The sequence below is a fragment of the Sulfuriferula multivorans genome (assembly GCF_003851125.1).
Classification (GTDB): domain Bacteria; phylum Pseudomonadota; class Gammaproteobacteria; order Burkholderiales; family Sulfuriferulaceae; genus Sulfuriferula; species Sulfuriferula multivorans.
This window is the reverse complement of record NZ_BGOW01000020.1, coordinates 36,372-56,595: the sequence shown is the minus strand read 5'-3', so window position 1 is coordinate 56,595 and position 20,224 is coordinate 36,372. Positions and strand designations below refer to the sequence as shown.

Here is a 20,224-nt window from a genome sequence, read left to right as displayed (position 1 = left end):
TTTGCTGTACTGGTGTACCTGTTGTAGAAAGAAGAAAATGAAGCGCTTGGGTTTTAAAGTTCATTCACTCAAAAGGAAATCATCATGAAAAAACTGCATTTCATACTCGTTCCTGCTGCATTGGCCGCATTGATCACGATGCCAGCGGTTGCCGCCGATAAACCCAATATGGCCGGCATGAAGATGGATGCACCTCCAGCCACCGCTGGCAAAGCCCATAAAGCCAAAGGCATAGTAAACAGCGTGGATATAAAAGAAGCCAAGGTAAACCTGTCCCATGAAGCAATACCCAGCCTCAACTGGCCCAGGATGACCATGAGCTTCAAGGTCAGCGACAAGCAGGGCCTGGCGATGCTAAAACCGGGACAGCATGTCGACTTCGAACTATCCGAGAGCAACAAAGGGCAGTACGTCATTACCAAGATAACGCCCGCCAAATAATTGGTTAAGACACAAGAAAGCCGCATGGAATTGCGGCTTTAGCCATGGCTTGACCTTTCCAAGGTTTATATTGGCTACGGGGAATGGAGAGTCTCATGTACACCATCGGTAAAGTGGCCAAATAAATTGGCTTCAGCGTCGACACGCTGCGTTACTATGAAAAAGAAAGTTTAATCACGCCGGCAGCTAAAACCCCTGCAGGATATCGGCTTTATAACGACAGCGCCTTGCAGCGTATTCGTTTCATCAAACATGCTCACTGGGTTTGATGTGGCCGGATGGATCAAACTCCCTTTTCCAGCGATCACCCTGGGCGCTTGGGAGATCGGTTGGCTGGAGAGCCTGAAATCGTTGCGCCAGTCCCAGCATGCATTCGAGATCGTGGGGGCTGCATTGTTAATCCTCTCCGGTATTTATATGCTTAACGCCTACTTTGCCTTCATTCCTGAACTGGCAGCGTAAAAATCTTTGCCAAAATGTAGCCTCAGTGTCATGCCGGGATCGGGATATACATAATGCGGTAAGCCATCGCGCTGATTTGTTCCGCCACAACCGGACACCAGCCATTCTCGCAATCTTTCATCGCGGATATACCAGCCCCCTTACCTGAGCATGACTAAATCACATGATTAGCAGGGCGATGCGATACAATTCGGGGAGATGAATAGCAAGCCAGGTTAAACCATGAACACTTCCTCCCCGGCATCCGTCAGGTGTACTTCAGATTGCGATGTACTGGTCATCGGCGGTGGTCCGGCGGGCTCGACAGCCGCTGCACTGCTGGCCGAGCGCGGCCATCGCGTGACCCTGCTGGAAAAGGCGCACCATCCGCGTTTCCACATCGGTGAATCACTCCTGCCTGCCAATTTGCCGCTGCTGGAAAAGCTGGGCGTGGCCGATGCGGTGAAGGCCATCGGCATGGAAAAATGGGGCGCGGAATTCGTCTCGCCCTGGCATGACCACAAGCAGACTTTCGAATTCGCCGATGCCATGGACAAATCCATGCCCATGGCTTACCAGGTAAGGCGTGCCGAGTTTGACGAAATCCTGATCCGCAACGCCAGCAGCAAAAACGCCCGGGTGGTGGAAGGCTGCCAGGTGGAGGACGTCGATTTCCTGCCTGATAACGCAGGTGCGCTGATACAGGCACGCCATGATGACGGCAGTGTTGAAACCGTGCATGCGCGTTTTGTGCTGGATGCATCGGGCCGCGATACCTTTCTCGGCAATCGCTTCAAAGCCAAGCAGCGCAACAAGAAACACAACAGTACTGCGATTTACGGCTACTTTTCAGGCGCCGAGCGCAACGCTGGCAAGGCAGAGGGCAATATCACCATTTTCTGGTTCGAGCATGGCTGGTTCTGGTTTATTCCGCTGGCCGACGGCACGACCAGCGTCGGTGCGGTGACCTGGCCGTATTATCTGAAAACCCGCAACAAAAAACCGCTCGAACAGTTTTTGCAGGAAACCATCGCCCTGTGTGCGCCGTTAAGCGAGCGGCTGCAACACGCGCAGCTAACCTCGCCGGTTGAAGCCACGGGCAATTTTTCCTACGTATGTGACCATACCCACGGCAGCAATTATCTGCTGCTCGGCGATGCCTACACCTTTATCGACCCGGTGTTTTCTTCCGGCGTGATGCTGGCCATGCACAGCGCCTTTGTCGGTGCCGATACCGTGGACACCTGCCTGCGCCATCCGCGGCAGGCGGCGGCTGCATTGAAGAAATTCGACCGCACGATGCGGATTGGTCCGCAGGCGTTTTCCTGGTTTATTTACCGGGTGACCAACCCCACCATGCGCAATATGTTCATGGGGCCGCGCAACATTTTCCGCGTAAAGGAAGCGCTGCTCTCGGTGCTGGCCGGCGACGTGTTTGGCAAGACCCCGATTCATGGCCCGTTGCTGATCTTCAAGGGACTGTATTACACGGCATCCTTGCTCAATTTCAGGCGCACGTTGCATGCATGGCGGATGCGCAAACACAATATCCGGGCGATGGATGAAACTGGTGCAGTGGTGAACTGATGCGCGATACGGTATCGCCCCTGCATGGCGCAAACCTGTCCATTGCAGCGTTTTTGAAACAACCGGCACAGTGGAAAAACAGCGTGCTGGGCGCGCTCTGCTTTTCTGCGGATGCTGGCGAGAGCCCAATGCAAGCGGGCATGGATGTTCCATGCATGCGCGTACCCATGCAGAGACTGGATGACGGCGATTCCATCTGCGAAGTCTGGCACGGCAGCGGTCAGCTGACCCAGGGCCAATGTGGCGCCATCCATTATCGCCACGACGATGATGTGTTGTTCGGCGTGATTGTTTTGCCCGAAACCATGTTTGCAACCGGCGCTGACAAAACGCCGCTGCAGCAGGCCACCGAGTCGGCCTATCGCCAGGTGTTTGCGCTGCTCGACACGCTGCGTTACCCGTATCTGTTTCGCTTCTGGAATTACATTGCCGACATCAACGCCCACAGCTTCGGGCTGGAGCGCTATCGCCAGTTCAACCAGGGACGGCAGGATGCTTTCCTGGCTCACGGACGCGATGTGGTGGGGAATGTTCCTGCCGCGTGTGCGCTGGGTTCGGCGCAGGGACCGTTGACCATCGCCTTTTTGGCCGGACGCGTGGCGCCGCTGAACATTGAAAACCCGCGCCAGATCAGCGCCTATCAATATCCGCAGGAATATGGCCCGCGCAGCCCGACATTCTCGCGTGCCAGTCTGGTACGGCTGGGACAAGCCGAGGTGTTGTTTGTATCCGGCACCGCCAGCATTGTCGGCCATGCCACCCTGCACCCTACCGATGTCGTGGCACAAACCCGCGAAACCATGGCCAATATCGAGGCCGTGCTGGCGCAGGCCAACCGTCGTGCGAGCCAGCCGAAGTTCGATCTGGCCAGCCTACATTACAAGGTATATGTACGCCACGCCGCCGACCTGGCGCAGATTCGCAACGAACTTGAGCGCATAGTCGGTACTGCACCCCATGCAATCTACCTGCAGGCTGATGTCTGCCGCCAGGATCTGCTGGTGGAAATCGAGGCCACGGCAGGGCATCCGTTTGTGTTCATGCCCGGCAACCGGGACTGATCATGCGCGCCGTATTGCGTGTGTTGCTGAATGCCTACGATTACCTGGTGCTGTATCTCGGTCTGGCCTGGCTGGGGGTGGTGTGTCTGGCATGGACACCTATAGCGATAATTGTTTACCCATTACTGTCTGCGCGCAGAGGCCAGGCGCTGGGGCGTTACGTCATCATGGCAGGATTTCGCTTGTATCTTGCCAGTCTGAGCGTGTCGCGCCGCTGCAGCTTCGACCTGGAGGCGCTGGATGCGCTGCGCGATGAACCGTCGCTGATTATTGCGCCCAATCATCCGTGCCTGCTGGACGCGGTGATGGTGATTTCGCGCTTGCCGAATGTCGCCTGCGTGCTTAAGGCCGATCTGATGAACAATATTTTTCTCGGCGCAGGTGCACGGCTGGCGCGCTACATCCGCAATGAGCCGGTGCGGCGCATGGTGCAGCAGGCAGTGCAGGACTTTGACAGCGGCAGCCATCTGCTGCTGTTCCCGGAAGGTACCCGCACCATCTCGTGCCCGGTCAATCCGCTCAAGGGTAGTATCGGCCTGATCGCGCATCATGCACAGGTGCCCGTACAGACGGTATTGATAGAAACCGATTCGGCGTATCTGAGCAAAGGCTGGCCGCTGTTCCGCAAACCGCCGATGCCGATCCATTACCGGGTGCGCCTGGGGCGGCGCTTTGATCCACCGCAGCATACCCAGAATTTCATGGCTGAACTGGAACACTACTTTGCGCATGAGCTGGTACAAGGCTCGGCGTTTTACCCGACCAACTCGCTGCCCGCGCAGGCTGACCGTAAGCTCTAATCCTAAAAATTACAGATGCAAGCCACGGAGTTCACAGAGAACACAGAGAGAATACTGGTTCTGCGTATTTTTGCGAGTTGGGCGATAAAACTGCCCATCCCTGCCTACCCCGTTTCCCGATCACCGGATGGGTAAGGCTGATATTTACGGTAGCCGATTTTTTCCCTCTGTGAACTCTGTGTTCTCTGTGGCTGACTTTTTCTAGGTTTATTCGCCGCCATGATTGCTGCCTCGACCACGCATCTCGTCCTCATTCCCAGTTATAACCCCGGTGCCAAAGTCTATGAAACCGTGCGCGCGGCACGCCAATACTGGACCCCGGTGTGGGTGGTGGTGGATGGCAGCAACGATGGCAGCGCCGAGGGATTGCTGGCGATGGCAGCAGCGGATGCCGGCCTGCACGTGATCATTTTGCCGCGCAACCAGGGCAAGGGCGCGGCGGTGCTGCATGGCCTGGAGCAGGCGGCTGCGGCGGGATTCAGTCACGTATTAACCATGGATTCGGACGGCCAGCATCCGCCCGAGCGTATCCCGGCGTTCATGGCGGAATCCGCGCGCCAGCCAGCCGCGATGATATTGGGCGTGCCGGTATTCGATGCCAGTGCACCGGGCTTGCGTGTGAAAGGGCGGCGTGTTTCCAACTGGTGGGCCAATCTGGAAACGCTGTGGGCAGGCATTGGCGACTCGCTGTTCGGGTTTCGCGTGTATCCGGTTGCAGCATTGCGGCAGGTGATGCGCCATCAGCCATGGATGCGCCACTTCGACTTTGATCCCGAGGCGGTGGTGCGCTTATGCTGGCGTGGGGTCAGGCCGGTTAATCTGCCTGCCCCGGTGCGCTACTACCGCGCGGAGGAGGGCGGCGTGTCGCATTTCCGCTACCTGCGCGACAACGTATTATTGAGTTGGATGCACACGCGACTGTTTCTGGGCTTCGTGCTGCGCTTACCCGTGTTGCTCATGCGCCGTGCGCTCGGCCGCATTTGAACGCGATGGCACCGGGATACCGATACGCGGCAGCCAGCGCCGCAATAGCGGGCTGGTAATCACGGTACTGAAAATCGCCATGATCACCAGTATGGTGAACATCTGCTGCGAGATCACCCCGAGGTCGTAGCCGACGTTAATCACGATCAATTCCATCAGCGCGCGGGTGTTCATCATGATGCCCATGACTTTGCCTTCCTGATGACTCATCCCCGCTATACGTGCTGCCAGGTAGGCGCCGCCGTACTTGCCCAGCGTGGCGAGGAACACGATGAGCGCGCACCAGCCCCAGGCCGCTGCGCTGTCGAGGCTGCCGATATTGGTGCGCAGGCCGGTATAGGTAAAAAAGATGGGCAGGAAAAACACCATCACGAACGGGCTGATGCGCGCCTTCCAGGTGCGTACAAAAGCGTGTTCGTCATGCAGCAACACACCCATCATGAACCCGCCAAAGATGGCGAAAATGCCGAGCTGGTAAGTGGTCATCGCCGACAGGAAAATGGCCGCCAGCACGATGCCGAGCAGGTTGTGCGAGAGCGCGCCCGAGCGTGCATCGCAGCGATGCAGGATGCGCTTCATGATCGGGCGTACGCCAAACCAGCTGAGCAGGAAAAATCCCAGTACCAGTACCACTTTGAGGGCAAAACTGGCAGCAACGAAATCGGACAGTGTGAGTGTGGTGATGAGCGCCAGCAGCAGCCAGCCGATGACGTCGTTGATCGCCGCCGCGCTGATGGCGATAACGCCAATCGGTGTGCGCGTCATGTCGAATTCCATCATGATGCGCCCGAGTATCGGCAGTGCCGTGATAGAGAAAGCTGTCGCTACAAACAGCGCAGACCCCAACGCATGTGCGCCGGGGGACAGTATCGGCGCGCTGATCTGGCCGACCGCAAAACCCAGGGCAAACGGTGCAACCAGGCTGGCGCCCGCCACCCACATCACGGCGCTGCGGTTGCGGCTTTCGCCCAGGTGCGAAAAATCGAATTCCAGGCCGATCTGAAACATCAGCAGCACCAGGCCGATTTGCGACAGCATCTGCATCGGCTCCGGTGCGCCGGAGTGAAATACATACTGAAATACGTCGGGTGCAAGCAGCCCGAACAGCGAAGGCCCGAGCAGGATGCCGATCACGATTTCACCGACCACCGCTGATTGCCCGATGCGCAACGCAATGCCACCGCCGATGCGCGCAGCGAGCACGATCACGGTGAGTTGCAGCAGGGTGAAAAACAACAGTGCTTCGGTTTTATGCGCGGCGATGTGAGCGGCTGTCGTCATGGTTTTTGCGGGCAATCAGCCAGGCTGGCCGGGATTGATCTTGATCGCCTGATATTCTGAAAATATGCCGACCTCCAGATGGCGCTTAACCTGGGTCAGTCCTGCCGCGCTTAGCGTTGCCATGACTTGTTCGGGGGGAACGCAGGCTTCGATGCTATCCCAGTAATAACGCCAGATCGTCGCGGTATCCTTCTGTCTGGAAATGAATCGCGTGAGCAGCGGTATTACGCCGCGCATGTAGGTTTTGAGCAGCCATTGCCCAACACGGCTTTGCGCCTGGGTGATTTCGAGCAGGCATAGACGGCCACCCGGCTTCAGTACCCGTTCAAACTCCGTAAACGCTACGCCCAGGTCGCTGATATGGCGCAGTGCATAGCCCATGCTCAGGAAATCAAAATGATTGTCGGGAAAAGGCAGGGATTCCGCCCGGCCTTCCATCAGCACCATGGTCTTGGGCAGCTTGCTGGCTGCCATCATGCCGGGGCTGGGATCGACTCCGGTAACCAGGGCGGGATCACCGGCCAGCATACAGGCTTGTGCTGCAACCAGGCCGGTGCCGACGCCGACGTCGAGCACCCTCATGCCGGGCTTCAAGCCGCCGCGAATCAGCGCCTGGCGCCGGTAGCGGGAACCGGAACCCCACGCCAGCATCGCCTCGATACGGTCGTAATCCGGCGCGGTGTTGTCAAAAATCTGGCGCAGATAAGCTTGCCGGTCCTGCTCGGTCTGGTAGTAATCGGTGAGCGGGATGTGCGGTGCATGCACCGGGGCTGGGGTGGGTGTATTCATGTCGTCATTCACCGTTAAATCATGCCGCCGTTGATGGAGATAATCTGCCCGGTGATATAAGCCGCCTGCGTCGTGGCGAGAAAGCCGATCAGGTCGGCAACTTCGTCGGGGGTACCCGCGCGTTTCATCGGCACCAGGCGTGCGATGTCCTGGGCGTCGAACGCGGATTCGCTCATCGGGGTGTCGATAATACCGGGAGCCACCGCGTTGACGGTGATGCCGCGGCTGGCGACTTCCCGGGCCAGCGATTTGGTCGCCGAATTCAGCGCGCCCTTGGCGGCAGAATAGTTGACCTGGCCCGCGTTGCCGGTCAGCGCGGCGATGGAAGATACATTGATAATGCGTCCCCAGCGGCTGCGGATCATCGGCATCATCAGCGGCTGGGTGACGTTGAAAAAACCGTTGACGGATACGTCGATCACCCGGTGCCACTGCTCGGCGCGCATGCCGGGGAACACGGCGTCGTCATGGATGCCGGCATTGTTGACCAGAATCTGGATCGGCTGGTGTTCGACGAGCGGGGTCAGTACATCGGCTACCGCTGTGCTGTCAGTCACATCAAATGCCAGCGCCTGAGCACTGCCACCGCCGGCACAAATGTCATCGGCCAGCATCTGTGCGGCTTGCAGTCCATGATGGGCATGAATGTAGACATGGCAGCCATCGGCAGCGAGGCGGCGGCAGATGGCCGCGCCTATGCCGCCGCTGCCGCCGGTAACCAGAGCGTTTTTCATGGTACATCTCCTGAAGTGGATGTGAGTGCGTCAGCATCGAGTACGACGGCGGCGCGCCCATCCAGCAGCAGGCGGCCTGCTGCGCTGACGCTGAATTGGTAAAGAATATTGTTTTCGCTGCGCGTGATGCAGGTGGCCTCCACCCACAGATCGGCGGCGATGTCGTCCAGCCGCGGCACATACAACTGTGTGCCGCGCACGCTGACCAGATAGCCGGCCCGCGCGCGGCTGCTGTCTGGCGGCGCCAGCAAGACACCGTGTACGGCCATGGCCTGGGCCGCGTATTCGATACCGCAAGCGGCACCGAGCTGGCCCTCAGCACGCAACGGATTGTCGGCAGCGCGATGGCTAAAGGCGCGGCACTGAATACGCTGCTGATCCCATGCCTCCACGCAATCCAGCAGGCACATGCTGCCCTGGTGCGGAATATGGCTGGCAATCCAGGCGTGGTCCAGGACTTGATTCAGCATAAGGTAATTGCCACGTCGAGGCGCGTGTTATCGAGGTAATCTAGCACTACATGCCGGTCTTGCCCTAATGCGATAGCGCGCAACAGTGGCAAGCCACGCGCGGCGGGAATGGCTCTGCGCAGGCTTTCAAGCGCGGCGTCGTCGAGCCGGTCTGCGCTGGCATCCGTCAGGCTGACGCTGATTTGCGCCAATGCCTGTGCGCTGCGTTGCGGCGCCAGCACCAGTGCAATGCCAAATGCATCGGGGATGGGGCGGGCGCTGTACAGCGGCTCCGGGTAAGAGGTGTCACACGCCAGCAAAACGCTGTGCGTGTTATCCACCACCACCTGGGTGATCGCCTCCAGCAGGCCCGCGCCGAAGCAGGCATCGAAAGCGCACAGCACCGATGAGGTGGTCATCGCACCGGTGGCGATACTCCAGTACCCGGCCGCAGCGTTATGCACCGAATTATGAAAGCGCGTCGGGGAGATTTGCCGATCATCCGAGGCGAGCATCTCGCAGATGGCGTGGCAGTTTTCCCCATCGCCGCCCGATGAAGAAAACACGCTGGGCAGACTGGCCGCATCAAGACCAGCGGCTGAGATCGCTTCCAGTCCGGTCGCCAGGGTAAGTTTGACAATCGCACCGCTGCGCCGGCGTTCTGCCGCCGGCAGCAAAGCAGGGGGTGGCAGGACTGTCTTGTGCGGCTGATAGGGAGCTTGCCCGGCCAACACAGCCTGACTGTCTGGCCAGTTGTCCAGGCCAGGGCCGAGCAGGCCGATACCTTCGATGTATGCAGTCAGTATCATGAATTGTCCGCCCGACCAAAAATCAGGCTGCAATTGGTGCCACCGAATCCAAACGAATTGCTGAGCACATGCTTCACCGGCTGCTCACGATTCTCCAGCAGGTAATCGAGATCCAGCGTGGGATCGAGTTGCCGGGTGTTCAACCCGGCGGGCAGCAAGCCGTGTTGCAACGCCAGCGCACAAATCACCGCCTCCACGCCGCCGGCAGCGCCCAGGGTGTGGCCGGTTGCACCCTTGGTGGAACTGCACAGCGTGCCCGCGCCGAATATGGCAGTCACAGCCTTGCCTTCCGCAGCATCATTGCTTTGGGTCGCGGTGCCGTGCAGATTGATATAGTCGATGTCAGCCGGTTTCAAACCCGCCATTTTCAGCGCATCCTGCATCGCCATGCGCGCGCCCAGACCCTCCGGGTGCGGTGACGACATGTGATAGGCATCGCTGGATTCGCCTGTTCCGAGCAGCAGCACAGCATCGGCATCCAGATATTCCGGGGTGCGCTCCAGAAGCGCGAAGGCAGCCGCTTCGCCAATCGAGATGCCATTGCGTTGCGCATCGAATGGGCGACATGCCTGTTCGGAAATCAGGCCGAGCGAGTTGAAGCCATACAGCGTTGTCAGGCATAACGAATCCACACCGCCCACAAGCGCTGCATCGATCAGCCCGGCTGCCATCATGCGGCGCGCCGATGCAAATACTTTGGCACTCGACGAACACGCCGATGACACCACCACCGCCGGGCCGGACAAGCCAAAATAATGGCGCGTGAAATCGGCAACGGAAAAGGTATTGTGCGTCGTGCCATAAATAAAATCAGCGGGGAATGCACCGGTCGTCGCATCGCGATGCCGGTAAGCCAGTTCGGTTTGCAGAATGCCGGAAGTGCTGGTGCCGAGAAACACGCCAATGCGTTGCGCGCCGTATTTTGCGATGGCAGCATGCACCGCATCGGCAAAGCCGTCCTGCATCAATCCCAGCAACGCGAGGCGGTTGTTGCGGCAATCATAGTCAGCCAGGTGCGCGGGAAGTTGTACTTCATCCACGCCCGCGACCTCGCCAATGAATGTCTCCAGATCCACCGTATCAAAAGCGCACGGCGTCAGTCCGGCGCGGCGCTGGTGCAGCGCGGCGAGTGTCTGGCCGAGGCCACGACCGATGCTGCTGGTCGCGGTGAAATGGGAAAGCCAAAGCGAGTTCAATGAAAAATAAGCCTATCGTAAGTAAAGCAAGCTGTTAACAAAAAAAGTTGAAGGTGGGAGCTTGGGGCGTTGGGGGTAAAAACCTTCACTCCAACGACTAGTTGCGGCCTCTTGCGGACGGTGACTGTTGCTAACAGCAGACGCCCAGCTTTCGAATTGTGGTTGGCTCGCCGGTTCAGACAAATCTAGGCACTGGCAATTCCAAATTTCTATTTGACTTATCATATACCCGAGGGAAACGTTCAATTGCTCAGGGGAAAGCCAAGCAAGTCTTCCGAAAGCGAATAGCAAATACAGAACCGCTTAATGAGTACGACAAACGTCACTTGGTTTCGCTATTTTTGGCCAGTAGGTCGCTGAGAAGACTATTGATAGCACGCCAATTTTCAGACGGTTTCAATCGCATTTCGTTCATGACTCGGATTTTGAACTTTTTTGGCCCCATTTTTGGTTGAACTTTCTGACAAATCTCGTTAAAAAGTCTTTTTCCATCACACTCGTTCAACCACTTGGCCTCCCAAACAGAGGTCAAGTTTTGACGTTCTTCTGAACATTTTTTTAGAAAGTCGCTCGTCCAATTGCTCTCATCAATTGTCGAGTATTGGTTCATTATTTTAAGCAGACGCTCATGAAGTAACTCGGCGATATTGTTCAAACTTTTCCCTTGGATTTCCGTTGCACGGATACCAGGATCAATATATTGGTATCTCGAATAAATCTGCTTGGCGACGAAATCATCTAGCTGCCCAAATGCCAATTCGCGAAGCTTTTTTTGTACTTCGCCTAAGTTATTTAGTGGGTTCTTAACGACTTCACTATTCATAAATAAATCAGTAAGTATGTCGATGTCGAGTAAATAATTTTCTAAACATCTACGCTCCCATTGAAGTATCTTTGTTGACTTGGTGTTTTTGAGATCAGTTGGTAATTCGTCTCGATCAAAAATAAAATAGCGAGATGATAATTCTGTGCCCCTATTCTCAGCATCTTGAAGCTGTTTAATTTCCTTCTCGATCTCGCGCCGTCCACCAAGATCCTTAATTTTATACCTGCGTAGAATAGAGCTGAATCCAGCCTCTAATAGGCTTACGTCATCGATTCCTTCGACGAAAATTGTGCCGTTAAATAAAAGCCCTTCGCTTTCTGAAGTCCCTAGACGTCGCAGTGCTTCGGCAATTACTGTGTGATCTTGACGACGGACCTTAGTGAGCATCAGCTCAGATTCAAGGTGGTAAAGCGAACATTCGTCATTATCGAAAGCTCCTGCCAGAATTTCTGGCGAATGAGAGCACACAAACACCTGTAAATTCTTCCGAACTGCATAACCATCAACGAGGAAAGATAAAAGGTCCTTACATACCGCAGGGTTAAGGTGCAATTCCGGCTCATCTAGTAATATCAAGCCGTCTTGAGCAACCGATCTTTCGATGAGAAGAAAGGTGAGGATAAGGCCTTTTTCTCCACTACTCATTCCATCGATCTCAAAGGTCCGGCCTGTTTCAGTATCTTCGACCAGTATAGAAAGTAAGCCAATATGATTAAGCCCAAATCCTTTGAGGCGCCGCCCCTTTAAAATGCCCTGAAATATGCGTTCAAATTCCGCAGTCAGCTCTTCTCGCCCACTTTCACTCATAATCATCGCGCTAAATATTGTATTCTTTAGCCTTGTATATTTCGTTTGCGGCTGAGAACTATGAGATTCCAATTGTGCTTGAGCATCCGCCATGCCTAATTGGACGGGCTGCTCACCTTGGGGTAATGCTCTGTCGGCGGGAAAGTAGCTAAAACTAGTCAAACCCGGCGGATGGCGCTGATCGAGCATAGCTAAGAGCGTTGGCCAAACGGGGTTATCAGTCGACTGTGGACCTGTCATTGGCGAGATCGTTAATTCAACTCGACATTGTCTACCATCGTTTTTGGAATCGTTTATTGCTGAATTTACTTCCTTTTGCGCCGCCTCTATTGCCTGTTGCCCTTGAGGAGTTCCAAGGAAGTTAATCAGCGTCGTTGGGTTTGAGAAGGCTTGTCCCATCCTTCCTTGAATAATTCCTCTTGCAATTATGGGGACAGAGTTTTCTAGCCACGTGATTTCGTCTTTGCTCAATTCAAATCGAATACTAATTACTACTGGAGTACTTGGATTCCGAGCCAAGGCTGGAATTGTGATCTGTTGAGGAAGGTGTGGCGAGGCTGCACCTAGAGCGAAAAGTGCTTGCATGCTTTCGTTCTGAGTACGTGGGAAAAGTAATGCTTTGACTAATCTAATTGCCTCTAAGACAGTTGTCTTTCCTACGGCATTTGGTCCGACAATGATATTTACACGGTTATCGAAATCGACATTTATATCTTCGATTGCGCGGAAATTTTTTATGTGTAACGCTTTTATGTGCATGTCGACCTCGATATCATCGTTATTTTTCTTCGAAAACCACTCTCAGCCTATTAGGTAATATCCACCCGTTCATGTAACACGGGGCAACGGATACATGGGTTAGCAATCTATCAGCAAGTAAAGGAGGATTTTAACAAATTTCAGTGGTTGGTTCGGATCAAATGGATGGGCGGCTGACTTTACCGATGACGCCCGCGTCCGCGCGCTGTCGCAATGACAGGTAAGCAGCCAGCACCCCCAGCGCAAGTCCGGCCAACACATCCACCGCCACATGCTGGCGCGTGGCCATGGTGGAATAGACAATGCCGATACACCATATCCAGTTGATGCTGAGTACCCACAGCGGTGCGCCAAAGCGGCGCAACAGGTGATGAAGCCAGATACCCGAAAAAACCGCAGTGGTGACGTGCAGCGAAGGGCAGGCATTGCCCGCAGCATCCATGCTTTTAAGGAAATCCACGTCGGGATAGCGGGCCCAGTCGATATTGGCCGCGGGCACTGCCGTGGGCCAGAAATAGAAAACGATCAGCCCGGCAAGGCAGGTTGCGGCCATCGCCATGCCGTAACCATACAGTTCGCGCCGCGTTGCCAGGAATGCCGGGGGGATGGAAACATACACCCACAGTGATATATACACGGACAAAGTCCCGGGCTGAAAGGGAATCAGCTGATCCAGCCAGATGACGGGCATTACCGTGGTTGGGTAGGCCGGATCTTTGAGCAGATAGAAATAAGCGCCGAAAAACACGCCGATGAAAAGCGTCGTTCCGATAGCTTTGAGAAATGCATGCCTGGGGAAAACCGCTGCCGCCTGGCGGTACCAGGGCATCTGCTTACTTGCGCTCAAGGTTTGTTCTCCATCGGCTGCTCCAATATGGGCGCGATTCATGCAAGCGCTTTGCGCAAGGTGACAAAACGCAGATTGGCAGCTGCGGCGGTAGCCACGACAGCGGGAAGCACTGCAAGAATAACAGGGACGCCATCGGATGTGTGTGCAGCGTTGCCATCGTGCACCAGTAAAATAGCACCCGCACGCAGACCGCGTGATAGCTTGTTTTTAACGCGCTCGATGTCGCTGATCCGGGTGTCGAAACCCCGTGCCGACCAGCTGGCAAGACGCAGCTCCAACCGGGCAAGCACCGGGTCGAGAAATGGATTGCGCAAGCCAGCTGGCGCGCGGAAGAACAGTGGGCGCTGGCCGGTAATCGTGGTGAGCGTATCCTGCGCGGCCTGCAATTCACGCGTGAAACCGGAACGCCCCAGCAGCGCAAAGTGATGACGGTGATGCTGGCTGTGGTTTTCCACAGCATGGCCGCGCCGCACGATATCCCGGCACAAGTCCGGGTAGAGTGTGGCTTTTTCTCCGACGCAGAAAAAAGTGGCCTGGATGGCATAGCGATCCAGCATGTCCAGTACCTGCGGCGTGACGACCGGATCGGGGCCGTCGTCGATGGTCAAGGCAATTTCATTTCTGGCCATGGCGGCGGCAGGCAGCCGTGTCCAGTTCTGCCCCAGCCAGTGGCTGCGCGGCCACAACCCGAGCAGCGTAAGCAGCGCGTGATTGGCCAGTACGGCTCCCAACGCCCAGCGCCATTGGCCCGGTTCCACAAGCACTGCCAGCAGGGCCAGCGCATGCAGCACGAGGGTCGCGCGGATCAGTGGTGTCGGGCGCCAGCGTGTATCAGGCATGGGCTTTCCTGGCAAAAATCGCGGAGTAGATCAGCGCAAGGATGACGCCCGGCGCCACGGTTGCACCCATGGCTTGCAATATCGACACGTTGGAAAACGCCAGCAGGCCGAAGCCTGCGACGGTAGTCAGGTTGGCGAACAACATCGAGGCAAGGGTGCGCGGCGAGATGGTGTGGGTTATCGGTTGTTCAGACGAGGCACCCGTCTGCGCAGGAAGCGGGTCATCGGGCCGGTCAAAAAACAGGGCGTAATTGGAGCCGACCGCAACCACCAGCAGCAACCCCACCAGATGCAGAATAATCAGCTGCTGACCCAGTACGGCCAATCCCGCCGTGACGGTGATGACTGCGGCCGCCAGCGGAACGATGATGCGCAACACGCGCATGGGCGAGCGGAAAACAAATAGCAGCAGTCCGATAATGGCGACCAGACCGCCGAGCGATAACAGGATGGCTTCATGCAGATAGCCGGAATACAGGCGGTCGGACTCGGCTTTCATGTCCACAAACAGGACATTGGGCAAGCCGGTGGCGGCCAGCGCGGCGCGAATTCGGTCGGCATTGATGCCGGTATCCTTGGCTGCAGTAAGCGGCAATAAGGCACTCCAGTGGCGGTCCTGGCGAATGAGCAGGGCATCCACCGCCATGGCCATCGAGGTGTGTTCAAGATCGGACGCTTGCAGCAAAGGCTGGCTGCGCGCGGCTGCGACATCGGCAAGAAACGGCGCAAACAGTTGCGCATGCACCGGTAATCCCTGAACTGCCTGGGCAAGGCGCGTTTCCAGCACGGCAGAGGCGGGCAGGCTGGCCTGTCGCGCACGTTGCGTTGCCGTGCTGGGCAGATAGCGGCTGGGGCTTTCAAATCCGGCGAGAGCGCCTTGATCGACCTGCTTTTGCAGCACGGTGGAAACCTGTTCGGCGGAGCGCAATACAGCTTCGCGGCTCGCGCCGGACACCACCACCAGATATCGCACATCGGGTGCACCCATGTCGGCGCGCAGGCTGGCATCCAGCGCCACATCGGCTTGCGATACCGGGCTTAACGCGGATATTTTGTCATTCCATAAACTGTTGTGGTGCGCAAAGAGAACGGCACAGGCAACCAGAAGCAGTAGCACGGCCGGCCAGCGCAGTGCAGCGGCACGCTGTACCAGACGGGACAGGCCGACGCCGATGGCCGATACATCATGGATGCGAAAGTTTTTCGGCAGCAGATGCGGCAACACGAAACGGGTCACCGTAGCGGCCGCGATCAGACCGGCTATCGCATACAGGCCGAGTTGTGCCAGACCCGGAAAGCCGGACAGCAACAGCGAAGCAAAGCCGAATATCGAAGTCAGCACGCCGAGACGGATGGTGGGCCAGAAACGCTTGATCCAGTCCTGCTGGCCGGAACCGCCCCGTTCTGATTGCACAAACAGATAGATGGAATAATCCACCGCCTCACCGATCAGGGCGGTACCAAATCCCAGGGTGATGCCGTGCACCGTTCCGAAGCCCAGGCTGACGGCAGCGATGCCTGCCAGCGCGCCGCTGATGACAGGCAAAAAGCCCAGTGCCAGCGCGGTGAAAGAACGATAGACCAGTAACAGCAGCGTCGCGATTAGCACGACGCTGATGATGGACAGACGGGTGACCTGGCTTTTGATGGTATCGCGCGACGTGACCGAAAATACGCCAGGCCCGGTCATCAGCAATCTGGCGGCCGGGGTTGCGCTGGGCGCCGCGTCAAACGCCTGGCGGATGGCGGCCATGTCGCGTTGCTGTGCATCGGTATCGGAACCCGAAGCGCGCGTTTGCATCAGCAGCAGGGCACGTTTCCCGTCACGGGATGCCCATGCCCCATCGACCAGTTGAGGATGCGTGCCGCTGTTGAGCTGGTCGAGCAATTGCACCATTTCACCGGTCGGGTCGCGCGGCAATATGGATTTGACCAGCAAGCCTGCGGGCGAAGCGAGCAGGTCGATGCTGTCGCTCAGCGCGGCATGCAGGCCTTCCACGCTGAAGCGCGCGGGCGTCACGGCCGGGCTCAGCAGGTAGCGATGGTTGAACAGATAAGCCCGGTCGCGCTCGGCGCTGACCGGCTCGCCGTTATTGACGCTGACAAAGGCAGGATCAGCGCGCAGACGCTGCGCGATCTGTTTGGAAAGCCGGGCACGGGTGGGCGCATCGGCACCTTCAATGCCCACCAGAATCAGGCGCGAGGCGAGGCCGTCACGTATCTGCTCCAGCAGCAATTGTTGTTCCGGGGTGGGACTGCGCGGCAAAAATGCCGATAGATCGGTGGTGAACTGGGTGCGGCTGATGATGATGCCGCAGGCGAGGATAAACGCCAGCCACAGGGCTATTGCTATCCGCGTGCGCTTCACGGCGTAGCCATTTTTTCGATCAGCATCTGCGAGCTGTCGCCGTCGGCCTGGGTGATTTCCATGCTGCGCACTGCGTCCCGCACCCCGGCGATCTGGATGCGTTTTACCACTGCCTGCATTTTTTCATCGATGGGTACAAGTTGCAGCGTCCAGTGTTCGGCAGTGCCGTCCAGGCTGAGTCGATAATTACGCTCCAGCGCCTTGCGGTCACCCGCCAGCGTGCCGCGTATGCTGTCGATAAAAGCAGCCAGCTCAGGGTAATCCTCCAGTTGCAGGCGATATTTCTTTTGTCCGCGTTCGATGACGAGCTTGCCGCCATCCACAATCATGGATTCAGGTTTGGGTTTGAGGGTGCGTTTTTCCAGATGGTCAGGCGCCCTGTAAAACAGTTCGCCGGACGATTCCACCGGCCGGTCGAGCATGGCGATGGTTTTCTTTTCGACAAAACTGGCCTGGCCGGTGCGAATTTGCGCCAACCCCTGCATCAGTTGGTCGATATCCCAGTTGGCGGCGTGACTTATCGCAGGCAATAACATCATGGCCAGCACCACGAGCAGGCGAGTGGAGGCAGTCAGTGAAAGGGAGGAGGGCGGTGTTGTAATCATGATGACTTTGGAGGCATGGTTGTGGGTGCGGTCTGCCAGAAATCGAAAAAGTTAAACCAGTTATAGGGAGTCTTGCGGCAATATTGATCGAGCAGTGCTGCGTAACGACAGATGGCCGTCTGTAGGGCAGCGTCCCGTTGACCTCGAGGAACGTCCGAAAAATCCGCCAGCGTATCGAAATGGATGGCGTAACGGTTGCCGCCCAGATACAGGCCGGTCATGAAGACCACCGGCCGTTGCAGCAACGCCGCCATGCGAAACGGTCCGATGGGCAAGTTTGCGCGGGCGCCGAGAATATTCACCGGGTACAGGGTGTCATTGCCTGGAGTGCGATCGGCGAGCATGCCGACGACACAGCCTTCATCCAGCCGCTCGCGCACCTGGAGCATGGAATCGATGTGGCCCAGGCCGATGATATCCTGTACCGCTTCAGGGTTGATAGCCGCCAGCATGGCATTGATTTTTTGGGCGTTATCTTCGTGCATGACCATGGCGACGCGCAAATCCGTATCTTTCCGGCCAAGCGCGCGGATCACTTCAAAGCTGCCCAGGTGTGCCCCCATCAGGAACACGCCATTGCCGTCGGCGATCAGGCGACGCAGCGTGTCTTCGCCATGCACCTCAAAATCGAACAGGTCGAAGCGGCGGTTGACCAGATAGACGCGGTCATGGATGGTGGCGGCAAAAGTAAAAAAATGCCGGTACATATCCGTCCAGCGGACCGGGCGGTCGAGTGCGCGCTGCAGGTAATTCCTGGAAGCGCGCCGACTGCCGGGGGAAAACAGCACAAAATAGCTGGCGATCAGGTGCAATACCCCGCGTGCAATACGCCGCCCCAGCCGCAGGGAAATCCACGTCATGATCCGCAGCATCAGCATATTGCTGCGCTCCGGTGTGTGCGCCCAGGTCGTGTGGTCGGTAGTCGAGCGAGTGGTCATGCAGACGATTTTGCCACAATACTTCCGCTGGCTATTTTGCGTGTACCGGCGGCGATTTCGAAACGGATGACGCCGCCGGCTGAAACGATGTGCTGGAGCACCAGCTCATCGCCCGGATTTGCTGGGCTTAGAAATTTGACCAAGCTGATCTCGCAATCATTTAATTCGATTCCACTCGTCTCAGAAATGGCGTGCAGCGCTGTGTCCAGCAGCACCACGCCGGGCAGGATGGGCGTACCTGGAAAATGGCCGGCAAAGGCGGGATGATCGAGCGGGACGGTCCAGTGAATGGCGTTATTCATGCGGATTTTTGTGCGGCATGTGCCTGAAACAGAGCCTGCAATGCTGCGCGCGGCAGTTTCCCGGTGCGGTTGCGCGGCAATTCCTCGACAAACAATAATGGCCGCGGCAGGAAAACCGGGTCGATATGTTCGCGCAAGGCTGCGAGTAGACGGGGCGCCTGCAGCCCCGGCGCCACCACGAAAGCCGCCAGCCGCGTAATGTGGCCATTGCCGGATTCATCCGGCATGTAAAAGGCGCCGTCCACGACACCGGGAATGGAATTGAGCAGGTGATTGAGGCTGGTCAGCGAATGGCGTTTGCCGGCGATATTGACCAGATCGGCCAGGCGCCCGTGCAGTAAAAAATGCTCGTCCGAGACCGGTTCCAGCATGTCGCCCATCGCAATCATGGTCTCGATGTGACCCCCGCAAGCGCACACGCTGTCGCCATCCGCAATCAATTTTATGCCGGGAAGCAGGCGCCATTCCTCGCTTTGGGCAGGGCGGCGGGTGGCAATCAGGCCGGTTTCGGTGCTGCCATAGATTTCCATGAGCGGCGCATGGCAACGCGCCTCGACGTCCTGCGCCAGCTGGGCAGACAGCGGAGCAGTGGCGGATACCACCAGTGCCAGCTCCGGCAATGCCAACTCCGCATCCAGCAAGGCGCGCAGATGCACGGGCGAAGAGACCAGCACGCGCGGTGTGGGCACAGCCGCCAGCGCCTGACAAATGTCGGCCGGGTAAAACGGCTGCGCATGGCTGAGGGCGTTGCCGCTATGCCATGCCATCAGTACCGTGGATTCAAATCCGTACATGTGTTGCGGCGGTACGGTACCAATCAGTGTGTGAGGGATATTGTGCAGCAGTCCCAGTCGCGCTGCCTCGGCCTGCACGCTGCTGACCAGCGCACCCCAGGTTTTGGGATGCGGTTGCGGCGTACCGGTGGAGCCTGAAGTGAATACCACCGCAATGCGCTGGCTGGCGTCAATTTGCGGAATGGCAAATGCTTCAGCCTGACTCCCGCTCATGACCGGGTAGCGCAGTAACGGCAGGTCCACCGTGCAGAGATCGCTATCCGTCAAACAAAACACATCCGGGGCAAAAACCTTGATCTGGCGCACGGTTTCCGGTGTGTGGGTTGACGGCAACAGACTGACTTTGCCGGTCACAATAGCGGCCGCCAGACCCACGCTGAAGCGGTAACGGTCGCTGCACATATTGAGCAGATGCCCCCTCGCGGGAAACCGGGCGGCAAGCTGGCTGACTTCGGTGAGGAACTGCCGCAGCGTGACGGCACCCTCGGTGCGCCAGGCGATAATGCTGTCAGGGGAGACGTGAGATACCAGCGGAAATCGTGACATGATCAAGGCTACGTCAGA

The 20,224-nt window shown here is 57.3% G+C and carries 21 protein-coding genes; 7 read left to right on the top strand and 14 right to left on the bottom strand.

Features of this window, described 5'->3' with window-relative positions:
• The first annotated feature begins 84 nt into the window (after positions 1 to 84).
• The 7 genes from EI185_RS11370 (at position 85) to EI185_RS11340 (ending at position 5,314) form a co-directional block, all read left to right on the top strand.
• A complete protein-coding gene (locus EI185_RS11370; RefSeq protein ID WP_124705276.1) occupies positions 85 to 441 on the top strand; it encodes a copper-binding protein in 357 nt (118 codons plus the stop codon).
• A gap of 125 nt (positions 442 to 566) precedes the next feature.
• A complete protein-coding gene (locus EI185_RS18435) occupies positions 567 to 710 on the top strand; it encodes a MerR family transcriptional regulator (RefSeq protein ID WP_223247808.1) in 144 nt (47 codons plus the stop codon).
• Complete coding sequence (locus tag EI185_RS11360) at positions 694 to 903, top strand: hypothetical protein (protein WP_124705275.1); 210 nt, start codon at positions 694 to 696, stop codon at positions 901 to 903. The genes EI185_RS18435 and EI185_RS11360 overlap by 17 nt, the downstream gene beginning before the upstream one ends.
• Before the next feature lie 222 nt (positions 904 to 1,125).
• Positions 1,126 to 2,469: an NAD(P)/FAD-dependent oxidoreductase gene (locus EI185_RS11355; RefSeq protein ID WP_124705274.1), complete on the top strand. Its 1,344-nt coding sequence runs from the start codon at positions 1,126 to 1,128 to the stop codon at positions 2,467 to 2,469.
• Positions 2,469 to 3,530, top strand: a complete 1,062-nt coding sequence (locus EI185_RS11350) for a chorismate transformation FkbO/Hyg5 family protein (protein ID WP_124705273.1) — start codon at positions 2,469 to 2,471, stop codon at positions 3,528 to 3,530. Before EI185_RS11355 ends, EI185_RS11350 begins: the two co-directional genes overlap by 1 nt.
• A 2-nt stretch (positions 3,531 to 3,532) precedes the next feature.
• On the top strand, positions 3,533 to 4,330 hold the full coding sequence (locus EI185_RS11345) for a lysophospholipid acyltransferase family protein (protein ID WP_124705272.1): 798 nt from the start codon (positions 3,533 to 3,535) through the stop codon (positions 4,328 to 4,330).
• Between the two features lie 219 nt (positions 4,331 to 4,549).
• On the top strand, positions 4,550 to 5,314 hold the full coding sequence (locus tag EI185_RS11340; RefSeq protein WP_124705271.1) for a glycosyltransferase family 2 protein: 765 nt from the start codon (positions 4,550 to 4,552) through the stop codon (positions 5,312 to 5,314).
• On the opposite strand, the gene EI185_RS11335 is transcribed toward EI185_RS11340, so the two are convergent.
• From EI185_RS11335 to EI185_RS11270, 14 genes are all read right to left on the bottom strand, one after another.
• The gene (locus tag EI185_RS11335) at positions 5,273 to 6,595 is read right to left on the bottom strand and encodes a cation:proton antiporter (RefSeq protein WP_124705270.1); all 1,323 of its coding nucleotides are present in this window, start codon (positions 6,593 to 6,595) and stop codon (positions 5,273 to 5,275) included. The two genes, EI185_RS11340 and EI185_RS11335, sit on opposite strands and share 42 nt — an antisense overlap.
• 15 nt (positions 6,596 to 6,610) lie before the next feature.
• Positions 6,611 to 7,384 (bottom strand): class I SAM-dependent methyltransferase, encoded by a 774-nt coding sequence (locus EI185_RS11330; protein WP_124705269.1) that lies wholly within the window; start codon positions 7,382 to 7,384, stop codon positions 6,611 to 6,613.
• Between the two features lie 14 nt (positions 7,385 to 7,398).
• Entirely contained in the window at positions 7,399 to 8,118 is a 720-nt protein-coding gene (fabG, locus tag EI185_RS11325; RefSeq protein WP_124705268.1) for a 3-oxoacyl-ACP reductase FabG, read from the bottom strand.
• Positions 8,115 to 8,588 carry a hotdog family protein gene (locus EI185_RS11320; protein WP_124705267.1) on the bottom strand — a complete coding sequence of 158 codons (474 nt, stop codon included), beginning with the start codon at positions 8,586 to 8,588 and terminating at the stop codon, positions 8,115 to 8,117. Before EI185_RS11320 ends, fabG begins: the two co-directional genes overlap by 4 nt.
• Positions 8,582 to 9,376, bottom strand: a complete 795-nt coding sequence (locus EI185_RS11315) for a beta-ketoacyl synthase chain length factor (RefSeq protein WP_124705266.1) — start codon at positions 9,374 to 9,376, stop codon at positions 8,582 to 8,584. The genes EI185_RS11320 and EI185_RS11315 overlap by 7 nt, the downstream gene beginning before the upstream one ends.
• Positions 9,373 to 10,572, bottom strand: coding sequence for a beta-ketoacyl-[acyl-carrier-protein] synthase family protein (locus tag EI185_RS11310; RefSeq protein ID WP_124705265.1), 1,200 nt, complete (start codon positions 10,570 to 10,572; stop codon positions 9,373 to 9,375). The genes EI185_RS11315 and EI185_RS11310 overlap by 4 nt, the downstream gene beginning before the upstream one ends.
• 322 nt (positions 10,573 to 10,894) lie before the next feature.
• Positions 10,895 to 12,964: an ATP-dependent nuclease gene (locus EI185_RS11305; RefSeq protein WP_124705264.1), complete on the bottom strand. Its 2,070-nt coding sequence runs from the start codon at positions 12,962 to 12,964 to the stop codon at positions 10,895 to 10,897.
• 157 nt (positions 12,965 to 13,121) lie between these two features.
• A complete protein-coding gene (locus tag EI185_RS11300) occupies positions 13,122 to 13,811 on the bottom strand; it encodes a phosphatase PAP2 family protein (RefSeq protein WP_223247796.1) in 690 nt (229 codons plus the stop codon).
• Positions 13,812 to 13,849: 38 nt separating this feature from the next.
• Positions 13,850 to 14,653, bottom strand: a complete 804-nt coding sequence (locus EI185_RS11295; RefSeq protein WP_124705262.1) for a polysaccharide deacetylase family protein — start codon at positions 14,651 to 14,653, stop codon at positions 13,850 to 13,852.
• Positions 14,646 to 17,021, bottom strand: coding sequence for an MMPL family transporter (locus tag EI185_RS11290; RefSeq protein ID WP_223247795.1), 2,376 nt, complete (start codon positions 17,019 to 17,021; stop codon positions 14,646 to 14,648). Before EI185_RS11290 ends, EI185_RS11295 begins: the two co-directional genes overlap by 8 nt.
• Positions 17,018 to 17,626 carry a LolA-related protein gene (locus tag EI185_RS11285; RefSeq protein WP_124705261.1) on the bottom strand — a complete coding sequence of 203 codons (609 nt, stop codon included), beginning with the start codon at positions 17,624 to 17,626 and terminating at the stop codon, positions 17,018 to 17,020. Before EI185_RS11285 ends, EI185_RS11290 begins: the two co-directional genes overlap by 4 nt.
• On the bottom strand, positions 17,623 to 18,564 hold the full coding sequence (locus EI185_RS11280; protein ID WP_124705260.1) for a lysophospholipid acyltransferase family protein: 942 nt from the start codon (positions 18,562 to 18,564) through the stop codon (positions 17,623 to 17,625). Before EI185_RS11280 ends, EI185_RS11285 begins: the two co-directional genes overlap by 4 nt.
• Positions 18,561 to 18,866, bottom strand: coding sequence for an ApeI family dehydratase (locus EI185_RS11275; protein WP_124705259.1), 306 nt, complete (start codon positions 18,864 to 18,866; stop codon positions 18,561 to 18,563). Before EI185_RS11275 ends, EI185_RS11280 begins: the two co-directional genes overlap by 4 nt.
• A complete protein-coding gene (locus EI185_RS11270; RefSeq protein ID WP_124705258.1) occupies positions 18,863 to 20,206 on the bottom strand; it encodes an AMP-binding protein in 1,344 nt (447 codons plus the stop codon). The genes EI185_RS11275 and EI185_RS11270 overlap by 4 nt, the downstream gene beginning before the upstream one ends.
• Between the last annotated feature and the right edge of the window lie 18 nt (positions 20,207 to 20,224).